Source organism: Pontiella desulfatans (assembly GCF_900890425.1).
In the GTDB taxonomy this organism is placed as follows: Bacteria; Verrucomicrobiota; Kiritimatiellia; order Kiritimatiellales; family Pontiellaceae; genus Pontiella; species Pontiella desulfatans.
Genome location: NZ_CAAHFG010000001.1, coordinates 1,444,874 through 1,461,963 on the forward strand (window position 1 = coordinate 1,444,874; position 17,090 = coordinate 1,461,963).

Annotated in this window: 9 protein-coding genes and 1 pseudogene; 9 read left to right on the forward strand and 1 reads right to left on the reverse strand. The window is 56.9% G+C overall.

What is annotated here, in order from left to right:
* Nucleotides 1-6: 6 nt before the first annotated feature.
* From E9954_RS05435 to E9954_RS33285, 9 genes and pseudogenes are all read left to right on the forward strand, one after another.
* Nucleotides 7-2,820, forward strand: a complete 2,814-nt coding sequence (locus tag E9954_RS05435) for an alpha-L-rhamnosidase (RefSeq protein WP_136078202.1) — start codon at nucleotides 7-9, stop codon at nucleotides 2,818-2,820.
* A 111-nt stretch (nucleotides 2,821-2,931) separates the two neighbouring features.
* Nucleotides 2,932-5,967: a glycoside hydrolase family 2 TIM barrel-domain containing protein gene (locus tag E9954_RS05440; protein WP_136078203.1), complete on the forward strand. Its 3,036-nt coding sequence runs from the start codon at nucleotides 2,932-2,934 to the stop codon at nucleotides 5,965-5,967.
* Nucleotides 5,968-6,088: 121 nt separating this feature from the next.
* Nucleotides 6,089-7,882: a family 78 glycoside hydrolase catalytic domain gene (locus E9954_RS05445; protein ID WP_222847068.1), complete on the forward strand. Its 1,794-nt coding sequence runs from the start codon at nucleotides 6,089-6,091 to the stop codon at nucleotides 7,880-7,882.
* Between the two features lie 10 nt (nucleotides 7,883-7,892).
* Nucleotides 7,893-9,302: a purine-cytosine permease family protein gene (locus E9954_RS05450; protein WP_136078205.1), complete on the forward strand. Its 1,410-nt coding sequence runs from the start codon at nucleotides 7,893-7,895 to the stop codon at nucleotides 9,300-9,302.
* On the forward strand, nucleotides 9,299-9,490 hold the full coding sequence (locus tag E9954_RS05455) for a hypothetical protein (RefSeq protein ID WP_136078206.1): 192 nt from the start codon (nucleotides 9,299-9,301) through the stop codon (nucleotides 9,488-9,490). Before E9954_RS05450 ends, E9954_RS05455 begins: the two co-directional genes overlap by 4 nt.
* A gap of 43 nt (nucleotides 9,491-9,533) precedes the next feature.
* Nucleotides 9,534-11,054 carry a family 78 glycoside hydrolase catalytic domain gene (locus tag E9954_RS05460; RefSeq protein WP_456238434.1) on the forward strand — a complete coding sequence of 507 codons (1,521 nt, stop codon included), beginning with the start codon at nucleotides 9,534-9,536 and terminating at the stop codon, nucleotides 11,052-11,054.
* Nucleotides 11,051-12,292 carry an IS4 family transposase gene (locus tag E9954_RS05465; protein ID WP_136077916.1) on the forward strand — a complete coding sequence of 414 codons (1,242 nt, stop codon included), beginning with the start codon at nucleotides 11,051-11,053 and terminating at the stop codon, nucleotides 12,290-12,292. The genes E9954_RS05460 and E9954_RS05465 overlap by 4 nt, the downstream gene beginning before the upstream one ends.
* Before the next feature lie 144 nt (nucleotides 12,293-12,436).
* Nucleotides 12,437-13,642, forward strand: a pseudogene (locus E9954_RS33280) (alpha-L-rhamnosidase-related protein); the annotation flags it as partial.
* 15 nt (nucleotides 13,643-13,657) lie between these two features.
* Nucleotides 13,658-14,182 carry a discoidin domain-containing protein gene (locus E9954_RS33285; protein WP_342793751.1) on the forward strand — a complete coding sequence of 175 codons (525 nt, stop codon included), beginning with the start codon at nucleotides 13,658-13,660 and terminating at the stop codon, nucleotides 14,180-14,182.
* Nucleotides 14,183-14,223: 41 nt separating this feature from the next.
* Here the strand turns inward: E9954_RS33285 and E9954_RS05480 are convergent, their stop codons facing one another.
* Nucleotides 14,224-17,073: a family 78 glycoside hydrolase catalytic domain gene (locus tag E9954_RS05480; protein ID WP_136078210.1), complete on the reverse strand. Its 2,850-nt coding sequence runs from the start codon at nucleotides 17,071-17,073 to the stop codon at nucleotides 14,224-14,226.
* Nucleotides 17,074-17,090 lie beyond the last annotated feature (17 nt).

Here is a 17,090-nt window from a genome sequence, read left to right on the forward strand (position 1 = left end):
GTTTCAATGCCGATCGATCTAACCATGGGGGAAGGTTTTGTGAACCCGCTCGGTTTCCACGATGCCACGCCGGTCTTTTCGTGGAAGCTGCCGGTCGGCGTTCAAAAACAGACCGCTTATCAACTCGTGGTGAAAGGCGATGGCCTGCTTTGGGACAGCGGTTGGGTTGAATCGGACCGGTCGGTTTTTGTTCCGTACGGGGGCAAGGCACTGGCTTCCCGGCAACAGGGCGAATGGCAAGTCCGGTTCCGCGATGAAAACGGAAAACAATCGGAATGGAGTGAATCCGCAACCTTTGAACTCGGTCTTCTTTCCAACGCCGATTGGAAGGCGCAGTGGATCCGTCCCTCCATGCCGGACGCGCCTCCCGTGCCCGAATTCAAATTGATCAAGGCAACCTACCGGGCGAAGGAAAAGCACGAACTCCAGAAGGACTTGACGGCGTTCTATCGGAAAAAAATCAAGGACAACTTCCTGGAAGTCAACGTGAGGAACCAGGTCCTTGGCGGGGATCCCGCCGAGGGATCGGTGAAGGAACTGGTGCTGGTCTATCTGTTGGACGGCGAAGAACGAACGAGCATCGTGGAGGAAAACAAAAAGGCAACCTTCCCTCCGATGGAGGCGAAGGTGGAATCCGTTGCCTGGCTGCGCCGCGAATTTCCGGTGTCTGGGGAGGTCGGGCGCGCCCGACTGTATGTCACGGCGCGCGGGGTGTTCGAAGTGCATCTGAATGGCGAAAAAGTCGGGAACGATGCGTTCGTTCCCGGGTGGACCTCCTATGCGGACCGGCTCGATACGCTGACGTATGATGTCACTGATAAAATCATAGGCGGGCAGAACGCCATCGGGGCGTTGCTGGGGGCGGGATGGTATGCCGGACGTCTGGGCTGGGCGCATGACAAAGGGTTGTTCGGCCGTCATCCGGAGCTGTTGCTCCAGCTGGAAATCACCTATCGGGATGGCCGCAAGGTGAACGTCGTTTCCAATGGGGAGTGGAAGGCCACGCTGGACGGGCCGATCGTTGTCTCGAGCATCTACGACGGGGAAACCTACGATGCCCGCAAGGAGATGCCCGGATGGGATAAACCCGGCTATGACGACGCGGCCTGGGGGGCGGTCGGGGTCAATGCCGAACCCGGTGCGCAACGGCTCGTTCCCAAGCCCTTTGCCCCGGTCCGGGTAACGGAAACGCTGGCCACCCGGAAAATCACCGAGCCCGAACCCGGTCGTTTCGTGTTCGACCTCGGGCAAAACATGGTGGGCTGGCCGGTGCTGGATATTCCGGTTGAAAAGGACCGGACTGTAACGCTGCGTGTGGCCGAAATGCTCAACCAGGACGGCACGATGTATACGGCGAACTATCGCTCGGCCAAAGCAACCGACTTCCATACCGCCGCCCAGACCGGCACGGTTTCGTGGCGGCCCACCTTTACCTTCCACGGGTTCCGCTATGTGGAGCTTTCCGGCCTGCCGGAGGGCGCCAAGCCGAAGACGGATTGGGTCCGCGGCGAGGTGCTCCATACCGATCTGCCAAGGATTGGTTCGTTCTCCTCGTCGCACGAAAAGCTGAACCAACTCTACAGCAACATCACCTGGGGCCAGCGCGGCAACTTCCTGGATATTCCCACCGACTGCCCGCAGCGCGACGAACGCCTCGGCTGGACGGGCGATGCCCAGGCCTTTGCCCCGACCGCGCTGCTCAACTACGACTGCCACGCCTTCTTCAAGAGCTGGCTCGGCTCCATGCGCGACGACCAGTTTGCCGACGGCCAAATTCCCCATGTGGTTCCCGACATCCTGAATGCCGGGGGCAGCCCCGGCTGGATGGATGCCGCCACGATTATCCCGTGGGATGTCTATGTGAGCACCGGCGATGCGGAGATGCTCTCCGAAAACTACGGCATGATGGAAAAGCTCGTGGCCTGGTACCGGGGGCGGTCAAAGGACGGGCTCATTTCCAAGATGGGTGGTTTCGGCGACTGGCTCCAGCCCTATGCCAAGGACCAGAAGGGCGATACGCCGAAGGAGCTGCTCGGTACCGCCTTTTACGCCAATAGCGTGCAGATTCTGGCCGACAGCGCAACGGTGCTCGGCAAAAAAGCCGATGCCGCAAAATATGGGGCGGAGGCCGCGCGGGTGAAGGCCGCCTTTGCCAACCATTATTTCGATGCGGATGGAAAGCTCCGGAACGCCCCGGAAACACAGACGGCCTATCTGCTGGCGATCGGCTTCAACCTGGTGCCGGATGAGCTTCAGAAGAAGGCGGCAAGGCATCTGGTTGCTTTGGTCGATGCGGCCGACGGCCACCTGCGAACCGGCTTCCTCGGAACCCCGTTCATCGCGCAGGTGCTCGACGACATGGGCCATGGCGATCTGGCCTATTCCCTTCTTTTCAAGGAAACCTATCCCTCGTGGTTCTTCTCGATCAACCAGGGCGCCACCACCATGTGGGAGCGCTGGAACAGCTACAGCCATCAGGATGGCTTTGGCAATGTGACCATGAATTCCTTCAACCACTATGCCTACGGCGCCATTGGCGAATGGATGATCGAACGCGTCGCCGGACTGTCGCTGGACCCGGAACATCCCGGCTACCGGCACTTCTTTGTGCGTCCGCTTTCCGGCGGCCCGCTCACGTCGGCGCGCGCCGAACTGGAGACCGCCTATGGCAAGGCGGCGAGTGGCTGGAGAAAGGAAGGCAACCGCCTCGCCATGGAGGTCGTCGTTCCGCCCAATACCACCGCCACCGTCGAATTCCCGAATGGCCGCCCATCGGAAACGGTCGCCCCGGGGGTGCATCGCTTTGAGCTGGAACTGTAGTTCCGTCAACAGGCCTGGCCACGCCCCATCAACCCCATCCGGCGTTAACCCAAGGAATGGTGTTCGCGCAAACGGGTGGACACGAAGACGCGGCGGAAAAAGTAGGGAACCATGAAAAGATTACTGGTTATAGGTTTGCTGTGTTGTGCGGGGGTGTGTTCGGCGGAGCGGATGCTTTTTGATGACGACTGGAAGTTTATCCAAAAGGATGTGCCGAAGGCGGAACAGGTGCAGCATCCGGATGCCGGATGGCGCACCTTGGACCTGCCGCACGACTGGACGGTTGAGGGATCGTTCGATCCGAAAAACCCGACCACGGACCGCTGCGGATATCTGCCGACGGGGATTGCCTGGTATCGGAAAACCATTGAGGTTCCGAAGGCGTGGAAGGGAAAACAGGTGGCCATTGAATTCGACGGGGTGTTCCGCAACAGCACCGTCTGGGCAAATGGAAAAAAACTCGGCCACCGTCCCTATGGATGGATCTCGTTTGGGTATGATGTCAGCGACATCGTGAACGAGTCGGGCTCGATCACCTTCGCCGTGCGCGTGGACAACCAGCAGCAACATGCCGCGCGGTGGTACACGGGCAGCGGGATCTATGCGCATACCTGGATCAACATTCGCGAACCGATCCACATTCCAACCTCCGGAATTTGGATCCGCACGAAAGGTTCGACCGTTTCCATTGATGCAGAGGTGGTGAATAAAGCCTCGGGAGCCGAAAAAGCGGTGGTTAAAACAACGGTTCGCGATGCCGAAGGGAATCCGGTTGCAATGAAGGAATTCCCGCTTCTTGTGAAAAGTGGGGAAACGGCCACGGCGCTGCAGACGTTGGACATCCCGGATCCCAATCGGTGGTCGCCCGAGTCGCCTTATCTGTACACGGCCGTAAGTGAAGTTGTGGTCGATTCGAAAATCACCGACCGCGTAGAGACCCGATTTGGTGTCCGCGATATCGAGTGGATTCCCGGAAAGGGCATGGTGCTCAATGGCAAGTTGGTGAAGTTGCGCGGGGTCTGCCAGCATCAGCATGGCGGGGCATTCGGTGCGGCGGTCCCGGAAAAGATTATCCGTTTCCGCGTGGAGCAGATGAAGGCCATGGGCTGCAACTCCATCCGGACGGCGCACAATCCGCATACGCCGGAATTCTACGACATCTGCGACGAGCTGGGCATCATTGTGATGGACGAGTTTGTGGATGGCTGGAACCAGAAGGCGCGCGCTGATTATGGCGCGCAGGCGTTTGCCGATTGGTGGAAACAGGACTTGACGGACTGGATCAAGCGCGACCGAAATCATCCCTCTGTGTTCGTTTGGAGCATTGGCAATGAAACGCATGGCGAAGAGAGTGCCAAAGCGATGCTGGCGCGCTGCCACGAAATCGATCCGACCCGGCCGGTGACCTCCGGCAGCTCCGAGGAGCAGTTGATGGATATTGTGGGAATGAACGGCGGGAGCGAGAGCCCAAACTGGTTCGAGACGCAGATGCCGAACGACCGCGTTTTCATTGGCACCGAAAATACACACACCTGGCAAACGCGCGGGTATTACCGCACGCAAACCTGGTATCGGGATGGCATCACGAGCGAGGTTACGGAGATTCCAAACCTGACCGAAGAGGAAGTTTTTACGGTGGATTGGACGGACAACGCGCACCGCGCGAACCGGAAGCATTTTTATAAGTCGAGCTACGACAATGCGACCGTACGTTCGCCCGCGCGGCGCATGATTGCCCAGATTCGGGATATTCCCAACAACGCGGGCATGTACCGCTGGACGGGGCACGACTATCTGGGCGAAGCCGGACTGGCCAGCGGGGCCTGGCCCTTCAAGCTTTTTTCCGGTGGCACGTGCGACCTCGCCAACTTCGAGAAGGATTTGTATTATCTCTACCAAAGCCAGTGGACGACGGAACCGATGGTCCATATCCTGCCGCACTGGACGCATCCGGCCATGAAACCCGGCACCGAAATCCCGGTCTGGGTCTACTCCAACTGCGATGAAGTCGAACTCTTCCTCAACGGCAAGTCGCAGGGCAAACAAACGCCCGGAACGAAATGGCAGGAAATGCAGTGCCAATGGATGGTGGGTTGGACGCCGGGGTCGGTTGTGGCCGTGGGATATGACGGGGGAAGGAAAGCCGCTGAAAAAATGATTCGCACGGCGGATGAGCCTGCACAGCTCCAACTCTCCGTCGACGGGGAACCGCTTGCCGCTTCCGGGAAAGACCTTGTGCAGGTGCGCACCACCTTCAGGGATGCGAAGGGGGAGTTTTATCCGTATGGCGAAAACCGTGTTTTCTTCAATGTCCAGGGTCCCGCAAAAATCAAAGCGCTGGACAACGGCAAGCCGAACGATGTTGAACCCTTCCACGGAACCACCGACCGCATGGCCTTCTTCGGTTTGGCCCGCGCCTACATCGAATCCGGGAAGGATGATGGTGCCGTGGCTTTGGTGGCCGGGGCTATTCTGGGCGATAAAAAACTCGTGGTCTCCAGCACGGTCCATATCGATGTTCAACAGATTGCGTTGCGGGGTAAGCAGGCCTTCCAAACGCCGGAAATCTTCTTCACCACCGATGGAAGCACGCCCTCCGTCAAGTCGACAAGGTACAACGGCGGCTTCGAGGTGGCCTTGGGCACAACGGTCAAGGCGCTGGTGATGATCGGCGGCCAGCCGGCCCTGGTGATGGAGGAGCGCTTCGCGGATGACGTGGGTTTGCTCTGGGAAGGTGGCGGGCTCGATACCGAGTTCGGCGGCGACCAGGCCGAAGATGCCGAGTTCCAGGGGGCAACAAAATCAACCGAGGGTCGAAACTATAACGGCTCCGGTTTCCTGGACATGGGAAAGAAAACGGGGGCCTATGTTGAGTGGTATCGCGAAAACGACGGCGATACCACCAAGGTGGATCTGATCATTCGCCATAGCGGTGCCGCAAAGGGGCGCACACCGCTCAAGGTTCGGTTGAATGTGAATGGCCAAATGATGGAGCAGGTGGTTTCCCTGCCGCCTTCGGCAAACTGGGGAAGGCAGTGGAGAACCGTTTCCGTGCCCATCACCTTGAAACGCGGGGCCAATACGATCCGGCTCACCACGGTGGATGCCCAGGGGCTCTTCCTCGATGAAATCGAAATCGGGAACTGATTGAAGATCCCCACGGGGTTTCAACGATATGAAATCTACAGGTTTTGCAATACGTCATGGAATCGGGGAGTGTGTTTGGCGATTGGTCCGGGGGGGGGTGGAAAGAATGGGATGTGAAGGCATGATGAAAGAAAACGTTTTGCAGTGGGCCACGGTTTCGGTGGCAGGAATAATGATGGGGTCGACGACCCTGGCGGCTCCAACGCATTTGGTCGATGAACGACCGGTTGAGATATCGCACGTTTCGCCGGATGTCGTTCTGGTGGACTTCGGGAAGGTGGCCTATGGCAATCTTCGCCTCCAACCACCGGCCAATGCCACCGGCACGGTAACGGTTCATTTCGGCGAGGATTTTGTGGACGGGCGGATCAACCGCAAGCCAAAGGGAACGGTTCGCTACAATCAGACCTCGGTCACGCTGGCCGGCAGCCAGGCCATTGTTGCCGCACCGCCGGCGGACCCGCGCAATACGGAATTGGTGTCGACCAGGAAACATTATCATCCGCCGGCCATCCTGACTCCGGAGGAGTGGGGCGTGGTGCTGCCTTTCCGATGGGTGGAAATCGAGGGATGGAACGGGACGTTGAAGCCGGAGCAGATTGTTCGCCAATCGGCCTATGCCTCGACCTGGAAGGATGATGCGGCAGCATTCGAATCCTCGGATGACATGCTGAACCGAATCTGGGACCTGTGCCGCTATTCCATCAAGGCCACCACCTTTGCCGGGGTGTATGTGGATGGCGACCGCGAGCGCATCCCCTACGAAGCCGATGCCTATTTGAACCAGCTCAGCCATTACTACACGGATGACGACAAGGTCATGGCGCGGGATACCATCAACTACCTGCTGCTGGATGGCATTGGTACCTGGCCGACGGAATGGGCGCCGCACATGGTCTTCATGGTCCACGCCGACTGGATGCATACCGGTGATCTCGGCTGGATGTCCGGGCGCTACCAGGCGCTGAAGTCCAAGCTTCTGCTGCATCGCAAGGGGGACGATGGACTGATCTTCAGTGAAGAAGTCGATATGAAGAAAACCGATATTGTGGATTGGCCCCAGAAAGAGCGGGACGGTTATGTCTTCACTCCGCGCAACACCGTGGTGAATGCTTTTTATCTGCGCGCCATCAAGCTGATGGCCGAAATGGCGAGGGCGATTGGTTTCGAAGAGGAGGCAAAGCGCTATGAGGCCGACTTCGACGCGTCCTACGCCGCCTTCCAGAAAACGTTTTTCGATGAGGGCAAGGGCTTGTACCTGGACGGCGTTGATACCGACCACATTTCATCGCACGCCAATCTCTATCCATTGGCCTTCGGCCTCGTCCCGGAACCGCATCGGTCGGGGATGGCGGACTGGTTGGCTGGGCGCGGTATGCGCTGCTCGGTCTATGCCGCGCAGTATCTGATGGAAGGCCTTTTTGAAAACGGGGCGGGAACCCAGGCGCTGGCCTTGATGGTCGCCGATAACGACCGCAGCTGGAAACACATGGTGGATAGCGGCACCACCATCTCTTGGGAAGCGTGGGACCTGAAATATAAACCGAACCAGGACTGGAACCATGCCTGGGGCGCGGCCCCGGCCAATCTGCTCCCGCGCTACGTGCTCGGTGCCGAGCCCTTGGCGCCCAGTTGGAAAACCGCGCGGATTTCGCCGAACCTTGGGGATCTCAAATCCGCCCAAGGTAAAGTGCCCACCCGTATGGGCGCCATCCTTGTTGAGTGGGAAGTTGCGGGCAACTTCAAGATGAAGCTGCAGCTGCCTGAAGGCATGGCCGCCCAGGTGGATCTGCCCGCGGTTGGGGAATCAAGCCAGGTGCTGTTGGATGGAAAGCCGGTAAAGGCCTCGCTGCGGGCTGGTCGATGGGTGCTTGAGGAACGGGTTGAAGGATCCGTTGTGATTGAAGTCAGATAAGGGATGAAGCATGAGTGATGAACAACAGGAAAAGCATGGCGAGTTCGAACGCGAACCGGTGCCCGCGTCGAAGACCCGGGGGCTGAAGGCTTTCGTGGGCATGTATGCCGGCGAGCACTGCGCCGGAACGGAATTGATGATCGGCCCGCTGTTCGTGGCGGCGGGGGTGAGCGCGTTCGATGTGGTTTTCGGCTTGTTGATCGGCAACTTGTTGGCGGTGCTGAGCTGGATGTTCCTGTGTGCGCCGATCGCGGTGCGGGCGCGCTTGACGTTGTATTACCAGTTGGAAAAAATCTGTGGCCGGAATCTCGTCACCCTATACAACCTCGCCAACGGGGTGATGTTCTGTTTCCTGGCCGGCTCCATGATCACGGTGTCGGCGACGGCGCTCGGGGTCTGGTTTAATTTTCCCATGCCGGGGCTGACGGATATTTATCCGAACAGCGTCGGGTGGGTGCTTGCGGTGCTGGGCATTGGTGCGCTCATCACCTTGGTCGCGGCCTGGGGCTACGACATGGTTTCCAGGGTGGCCAACATCGCCGCGCCCTGGATGGTACTGGTCTTCCTGGGCTTCGGGATCATTGGACTGCGCCAGTTCATCGAGGTGACGGGAGCGGAAGTGAATTCCCTCTCCAGCCTCTGGGCGCTTTGCAACGAGTCCATCTTCAAGGGGGGCGATCCGCTTCCCGGGCAGGTCAAGTTTACCTTCTGGCATGTAACCTTCTTTGCATGGTTCGCGAATATGGCGATGCATGTGGGCATGTCCGATCTCTCCGTTTTGCGTTTCGCGAAAAAGTCGTGGCATGGGGTTGCCTCGGCGTCCGGCATGTATGTCGGCCACTTCATGGCCTGGCTCGCGGCGGCGGTGCTTTACTCCTTGCAGCTGCATCTAGACCCGTCCAACACGGACGTGCTGCCGGGGCCGCTGGCCTACCGCGCGGCCGGTGTGGCCGGACTCATCTGCGTCATTGTTGCCGGATGGACGACCGCCAACCCGACGATCTACCGCGCCGGCCTGGCCTTCCAGGCGATCATGCCGAAAAAATCGCGCTTCGCCGTAACGATCGGCACCGGCATGCTGGCCACGCTGGCCGGGTTGTTCCCCGGCATTGCCATGAAGCTGCTCGGCTTTGTGGCGCTCTATGGCTTGATCCTCATGCCGATGGGCGCGGTCGTCTTTACCGATTTCTGGATCTTCCCGAAACTGGGGCTCAGGCAATATTATGCGGAACACAGGAAGATCTCGATCAACTGGGCGGCCGGCATCGCCTGGATCGCCACGTTGGCCATCTGCGTGGCGTTGGTGAAATCCGGAAAGCCGCAGTTCCAGATCTTCTTTGTTTCTTTGCCCGGCTGGTTCATCGCCTCGGGGCTCTACATCTTGATTAGCAAGTTCACGCAGAAGGGGACGGAAGCATGAAAAAAGTAGCGGAAATTATCTCATATCTTTCTCTTGTCCTGATTGTTCTCGCTCCGATCCTGTTTTATGCCGGGAAAGTTGATTTGGAGATGAACAAGCTGTTGCTGACCACCGCAACCGTCACGTGGTTCGCCAGCGCGCTCTGCTGGATCGGGCGCGAAACGAGTGCTGATTCCGTCCCGGAATAACCGACGGACTTTCGGAGTGCAGAGTTGCCGCCTAATCCCACTCATGCTGTTCCTTTCCTCTTGGGCTGTATGGGGATCGGTACAGCCTGTTGATTTGCGCTGTGAATACCGGGTTGATCCACTCGGGATTGATAATGTGCAGCCCCGTTTGAGCTGGAAGATTCTGGATCCGGATAAAACGCGCGGGCAACGACAGACCGGCTATCAGGTGCTGGTGGCGAGCAGCCTCGAAAAACTGAACCAGGACATCGGCGACCTGTGGGACTCCGGAGCCGTGAAGGAGTCGCAGTCGGCAAATAATGTGTATCAGGGGGCTTCGCTGAAATCCGGTATGGAGTGTTTGTGGAAAGTCCGGATCTGCGATATCGATGGCAAGGTGTCGGACTGGAGCCCGGTTGCGCGCTTTACGGTCGGCCTACTGGATTCCACCGATTGGAAGGGGGAATGGATCCTCAAAGAAGACCAACTGAAGACCGATCATAACTGGTACCGCAAAAACTTCACCCTTTCAGCGGAGCCAACCTCGGGTTTTGTTTATGTGGCGTCGTTCGGCTATCACGAACTCTATGTGAACGGCCGAAAGGTGACGGATCAAGTGATGAACCCGGTTTCGTCCTACATGAAGAAGCGCATTCCGTATCTGACCTACGATATTTCCGCCCATCTGAAAAAGGGCGACAACGTGATTGCGGTCTGGCATGCGGCAGGCTGGGCGCGTTGGAGACGGATTCGCGAATATCGGAACATTCCGTTCGTATTTAAGGCGCAGGCGGAAATTGAAGTCGGAAATGAGCGTTTGTCGTTCGGTTCGGATACCAGTTGGAAATGTAAAAAAAGTCATACGGAATATTATGGCGATTGGGACATCCTTCGGTTTGGCGGGGAAACGATTGATGATCGTCGCAAGGAAGACGACTGGAATACGGCCGTTTATGATGATCGCAACTGGGCGAACGCAGTCGTGTATGATGCCGCGGAACTCAATGCAAAAATCCCGGAAGGCGATAACATCAGCTTTGCGCTTAACAGCAATAAAGACCGATCACTGAGATCGTTGTACAGCCCTATTAAAGCAGAATTAAGTGCGCAGATGGTCGAGCCTCAGGTTCGGTTTAAAGAGATAGCGCCGATTGAGGTGAAGGACAACAAAGACGGTACGTATCGCATTGATATGGGTGAAAACTACACCGGCTTTTTTGAGATGAATTTGTATGACGGTGCTGAAGGGGACTCCGTGATCTTCGAAATCAGCGACCAGACCGAACTCGTCATGAACTGGAAACAGAAAAGCCAGTATATCTTTGGTAAAAGCGGCAAAGGCCGTTTTACGAACCGGTTCAACCTGGCCGGTGGTCGGTGGATCACGGTGTATGGGTTGAATTATAAACCGAAGTTGGAAGACATTAAGGGTTATGTCATTACCAACGACCGGAAACAAATCAGCACGTTCGAATCGTCCAACGAGCTGCTGAATAAAATCTACAAAATCAACCATTGTCATCCCATAGATATTGAAAAAAAAGGCTGGCATGTGCCGTTGAAATCCTCCACTCGGAGGGTATGAAAAAACAACATAAACACAAGCCAGCCGGACATAGGTATACAACCTTGAAACAATTGTGCAATCTGATTCCCGGACACATGGTGTCGAGCCTTGCGCAGAAGCATGGCGTGGACATTCAAAGCCGGACGTACACGCCGTGGAGCCATGTGGTTTCTTTGCTGTACGCCCACTTCTCCCATGCACTCGGACTCAACGATGTGTGCGACGCGCTCCAGATGAACGCGGCGGCGCTCTCTACCATCCGCGGCGCGGTTCCTCCGTCGCGTAACAACCTGAGCCACGCGAACAAGATCCGCAACGCGGACATGGCCGAAGAGCTCTACTGGTGCATGATGAAGCATCTGATGGATACGGTTCCGGGCTTCGCGAAGGGCAAGGTTCGGCGCGGATACCTCCGGCGCTTCAGCAAGACGATCCATGCGCTGGACTCGACCACGATCCAGCTCGTCGCCAACTGCATGGACTGGGCGAAGCATCGCCGCCGCAAGGCTGCGGCCAAGTGCCACCTGCGCCTCGACCTGCAAAGCTTCCTGCCCCGGTGCGCCATCATCGACACGGCGAAGCACCATGACAGCACGATGACCCAAAGCCTGTGCGCCGAGCTCAAACCCGGTGAAATCGCCGTGTTCGACAAGGCCTACAACAAGTTCAAGCATCTTTTCGAGCTGACGGTGCGCGGTGTCTGGTGGGTTGGCCGGGCGAAGGACAACATGCAGTACAAGGTGGTGCGCACCCTCGAAACCACCGGGCACAAGCGCATCCTGCGCGACGAGGTCATCGAGATGGTGGTCGAAGCATCGAAGAAAGCCTATCCGTGCGAGTTGCGCCGGGTCGTGGCGCTGGTCGAGATCAACGGCAAGGATGTCGAGATCGCCTTCATCACCAACCATCTGGAGTGGAGCGCGTGGACGGTCGCCGAACTCTACCGTTGCCGCTGGGACATCGAGGTGTTCTTCAAGGAGATCAAGCAGACGCTCCAGCTCTCCGACTTCCTGGGCTACAGCGCCAACGCCGTGCGCTGGCAGATTTGGATGGGGTTGCTTGTCCACCTGCTGATGCGCTGCCTCGCGTTCATGCACGGCTGGGAGCACAGCTTCAAGCGGCAGTTCACTGTTGTGCGCGCGGTGCTTTGGCGCCGGTGGAACCTGCCCGCCTTGCTGGATTCCTATGGGACAGCCAAACCGCCCGGCCGCATACGGGGTGCGCCGGAACAGGCGTATCTGCCGGGGTTTGTCTAAGAGCTGTGGGACAGCCATATGCACAAAGCGCGGAACCATGGTTAACCTTCAACAAAAAATCGGAATTGACTAAATGAATCGGACATCAGAAACCTTAACAAAAACGGGGTTTTACTCTCCGTCAGCACCACCTATGGGATGAATGTGAAAATCAACCTGAATACCTGTCTTGCGAACACCATCGATGGAATCTTGGTCGATTGTCCCCACCGCGAACGCCGTGGCTGGGGGGAAGTGACTGTGGCGGCCATGTATGGCGACGCGCTGCCCAACTTCGAAAGCGGGGCCTTCATGGATCAATATGCGCAGTTTATGCGTGATGCCCAGTTTAAGGACGGCCAGATCCGGGGGGTTATTAACGAAGAGGATCGTCCGTTCCTGATGTGGAAGGCCAACAGCCCGATCACGATTTGGGAAACCTTTAAGATGCTGGGCGATAAAAAAATACTACGGGATAATTACGATTCCATGCGGAAATGGATGGAGTGGATGCACCAAGCCTCCAATTATGAAACCGGTGGAGCTCTCAAAATAGGAGCACGCGGAGCACGTGAAATGCCGGGCCTGGGCGACTGGTGTACGCCACACGGGAATTTCTGGGACAGCAGTAATTCACCGGATGCGGCCCACTTCAACAACTGTACCTATGCCTATATGCTCGATTGTTCCAAGAAAATGGCCGAAGCCTTGGGTGAAACCAACGACGCGGAAACCTATGCCGACCGCCTCAGGGTTTAGCGGACAGCAACGCACAAACTCTCCTACAATCCCGCGACAGGACAATACCTTGACGGCAAGCAAGTCGATCAGGCCTTTGCCTTATTGGCCGGCGTGACACCCCCGGAGGAACGTGAAAAGGTCCGAGCGCAACTGGCGGATAATGTGCTTTATTCATTCCCGTATTATGATGCCGGAAGCTCCGGGCAGGCACTTTACACCCGCTTCTTCGCCGAATATGGCGAGCGCATGGATTTGGTTTATGAGTTGCTCAAGGATACTGGCCATCCCAGTTATGGATACTTTGTCGAGCAGGGGAAAACCGTTTGGCCGGAGCGTTGGTCCGCGGTTGGAGACAGCCAGATCCACACCTGTTATACCGGGATCGGTGCCTACTTCATTAAAGGTTTTGGCGGCATCCGTCCCGATCCGGCCAACCCCGGAATGAAAAACGTTATCATCAAGCCAGCGCCGGTTGGCGACCTGACGTACGCCAACACCGAATTCGAATCGATGTATGGCAACATTGTCGTGAACTGGAAACGCGAGGGCAGGGGCGCGAGCTACCACATTGAAATCCCCGTTAATTGCACGGCCAAAGTCTATCTTCCATCCCTAGGAAAAGAAGGGGTGAAAGAAGCCGGTGAAATGGTCGGTGTTAAATACCTCGGTACGGAACAAAGCGAAGCCGTCGGCAACTATGTCGTGTACCGGGTTGAGTCCGGCACATACGACTTTACCGTCGACCAGATGCCCAGAATCGAATTTCCGAAACCGCTGTACAAGGGGGCGAACCGTTCAAGGATTGGGCGCATGAATGCCTCCTCCATGTTTATTGAAACGGAAAAACTACCTGGCTTCGAAGCCTTTAAGGCCAACGATGGTAATCCGGATACCTGCTGGCAGGCCGGCGGAGTCAAAGATCAATGGCTGGAAGTGGAATGGGTCAAGCCGCAGACCTTCAGCAAGGTAGTGATCAACGAAGTCGGAAATGAAATCAAACGCTACAAGGTTCAGGCCTGGGGTGGAAATGGATGGCAGGATCTGGCGGTAGGCGAAACCTGCGGTTCAGAAAAAACACATGCCTTCGATGCCGTGACCGCAAGCCAATGCCGGATATTTATCATTGATGCTTCAAAAGCCGCATCGATATCCGAGTTCGGGATATTTTAAAGCGATCCCGTAACGGAGCGGGGGCTTTCCTGCCCCCGGTGCTATTCATAGGCAAAGCGATAAACACCGGAGCCGACTTCGCACTTCAGCCATTTCTGTTCGCCCTCAATGACGGGTGTGAGCTTTTTCTGGAGTCCGCGTTGATTTCCTTCGGACAGTTCTTTCCCGGAACGGTAGGGGATGAAGAAGGTTGCGGTGGTGTTCGGTGGAACTTCGATTTCCCACGTGAATGCACCGCCATCTTTTTTCCATTCGCTGCGGATTTTGCCATAGGGCGATTCCACGCTGGTTTTAACCCAGTCGATCTGATCGGTCAGCTGCGGCTTGAGCTGGAAATGTTTATAGCCTGCCGTCTTCTCGTCCGGCCGGATGCCGCCGAGCGCTTCGTGCATGAAAGCCGTGAACCCGCCGTTCATGGGATGGTTGAACGAGTTGCTGAATTTTACCTTGGTCCAGTCGAACCGGCGTTCCGGCCAGGTGGATAAACCCAGGTTCATGATAAATCCGGGTCCGGGGAAGGTGGTGTCGTTCAGCATGCGGTGCGCCTGAGCGCCGTGCCCGTTGTCCGCCAGAACCGTATACAGATGGCGCAGGCCATGAATCCCGCAGGCATGATGACCGTTGTGCCGTTCGTTGATGTCGAATAGCAGGCCTGCAACGCGGTCTTCGATTTCATCCTCGGGCACCATGCCGAGTTTCAGCGCCATCACGGTGGCCGTCTGGCTTCCGTAGTGTTTCAAATCACTTCCTTCAATCGGTTTCAAGTAAACCCTGTCGAAGGCTTTCTGGATACGATCGGCTTCTTCAAGGCACCCTTTGCTGTAGTCGGCATCGCTCATCAGAAGCGCCATTTCGCTAATCAGTTGCAGCGCCTGGTAATAGAAGGCCGTGCCGGAAACGTAGGGGTGGCACTCCATGAACTCGGGGGCGGCCTTGCGGTCCCAGTTGGGTGGGCACCAGTCGCCGAGGCCGTTATCGATCACGCCGTCCTTGTTTTTGAACGATTTGTAGTAGGTGATGAAATCCTTGAAATGTTCATAGTGCGGCTTGAAGGCTTCGGCATCGCCCGTATGCACATACATGCGCCACGGAATGATGATGTAGGCGATTGCCCAATCAATCGTAGCCACGCGGTTGCACCGTTTGCCCGGTGCCACCATGGGCGGTACGCCGGGGCTGTCCGGTAGAATCCGTTTAGCTTTATGATCCTTGTTCAGGCTATCCTGGATGTCGCGGACATATTTGGAAAAAAACCGCGCCATGTCATAGTTGTAGAGGCTGAGATCCGCCGTGGCGTGGGCATCGCCGAGCCACCCGCATTTTTCGCGGTGGGGGCAGTCTTCCGGGAAGGAATGCCAGTTGCCTTCGAGGCTCAGCAGACTGGCGGCATACTGTTTATTGAGCATCTCATTCGATGACTCAAACGAGCCGGTCTTTTCAAGCGCACTACGAACAAAGACCGCTTCAATGCTCTCCGCCGTCGGCGCCTGGGCAAGGCCGCTGATTTCCAGGTATTGGAAGCCGGAGTAGACAAAGCGGGGCGAGTAGGATTCCGGGCCGCCTCCTTTGCAGATGTAAAAGTGTTCTTCCGGTGCGCCGGGAGCGCCGCCGCGGGTTTTCTGTTCTCCCCGGCCGGTGTCCCGATCCAGCACTTCGGTGGGATAGAACCGGATCACGTCGCCACTGTTCTGGTTCAGTTTAATATCATACCAGCCGGAAAAGTTTTTGCCGAAATCGACCAGGTAGGTGTCGTCAGTCACCTTCTTGATGGAAACGGGCTTGAAACGTTCCACCTCTTTGATCGGTGGCAGCAGCTGCGGACGCAGTTTGTGGTCGGGGCAAGGTGCGGGAACGATTACAGCTTGCTGCCAGCAGGAATCGTCGAGGCCGGGTTTCGACCAGCCTGGGATTTCCCGGCGGGCATCGTAGGTTTCGCCCCAGTAGGCGTTATCGAACAGGATCGGGCTGACGGTGGCTTTCCAGCTGGTGTCGGTTGCGAAGGTCTCGTGGCTACCGTCGGCATATTCCACGAACAGCTTGGCGCGCAACCTAGGTTTGCCATATTCAAATTTAGGATTGAAAGCGAGGTTCTGGCCGTAGAACCCGTTGCCGAGCCAAACGCCGAGGGCATTCGTGCCTGGTTTTAGGGCATCGGTGATGTCATGCACCACATAGAGCGTGTGCTTTTCATAGTTGGTCTGGCCGGGATCGAGGACGTGGTCGCTGGTCTTTTTCCCGTTGATGTAAAATTCGGAATAGCCGATGCCGCTCACGTAGGCACGTGCCTTTTTAACCTCTTTGGCAATGTTGATCTCTTTGCGCAGCAGGGGAGAGGGATTGGAACGGAGCACGTCGTCTTTGTTGCTCGGCTTACGGCTGGCGAATTCCGAATCGCGCGTATCCTTCTCCAGCCCGATCCATTCTGAACCTTTCCAATCATTGGAATCCAGCAACGCCATTTCCCAGGAAGCGGTTTCCGACCACGCGCTGGTGTTCCCCTTGCTGACGGTAACCTGAACTTTCCAATGGCAGGACTGCCGGCTCTGCAGTTTTTTCCCAAGGTATGGAACCAGCACGGACTGCGAAGATGAAATGACGCCGCTGTCCCACAGGTCGCCCTGGTTGTTGGCCAGGTTTTCCGGACTGCTCGAAACCAGGATGCGGAAAGACTGCTGTTCGACGTTCTTAGCGGTTGTATCGTTGACCCTGACCTTCCAACTGAGCCGGGGTTGCGTGATGTCGAGCTGGATCGGATCGCGAAGGTGCTCGACCTTGAGGTCATATAGGCTGACGCCGCCACTTGCTTGGGCATTGACCCAACTCAGTATAAGAAGTGCCGTAAGCTTTGAAGCACGTATTGAAGGGGTAGATTGTAGTATTGATCGTTTCATTCTAATTCCGCTTCCGG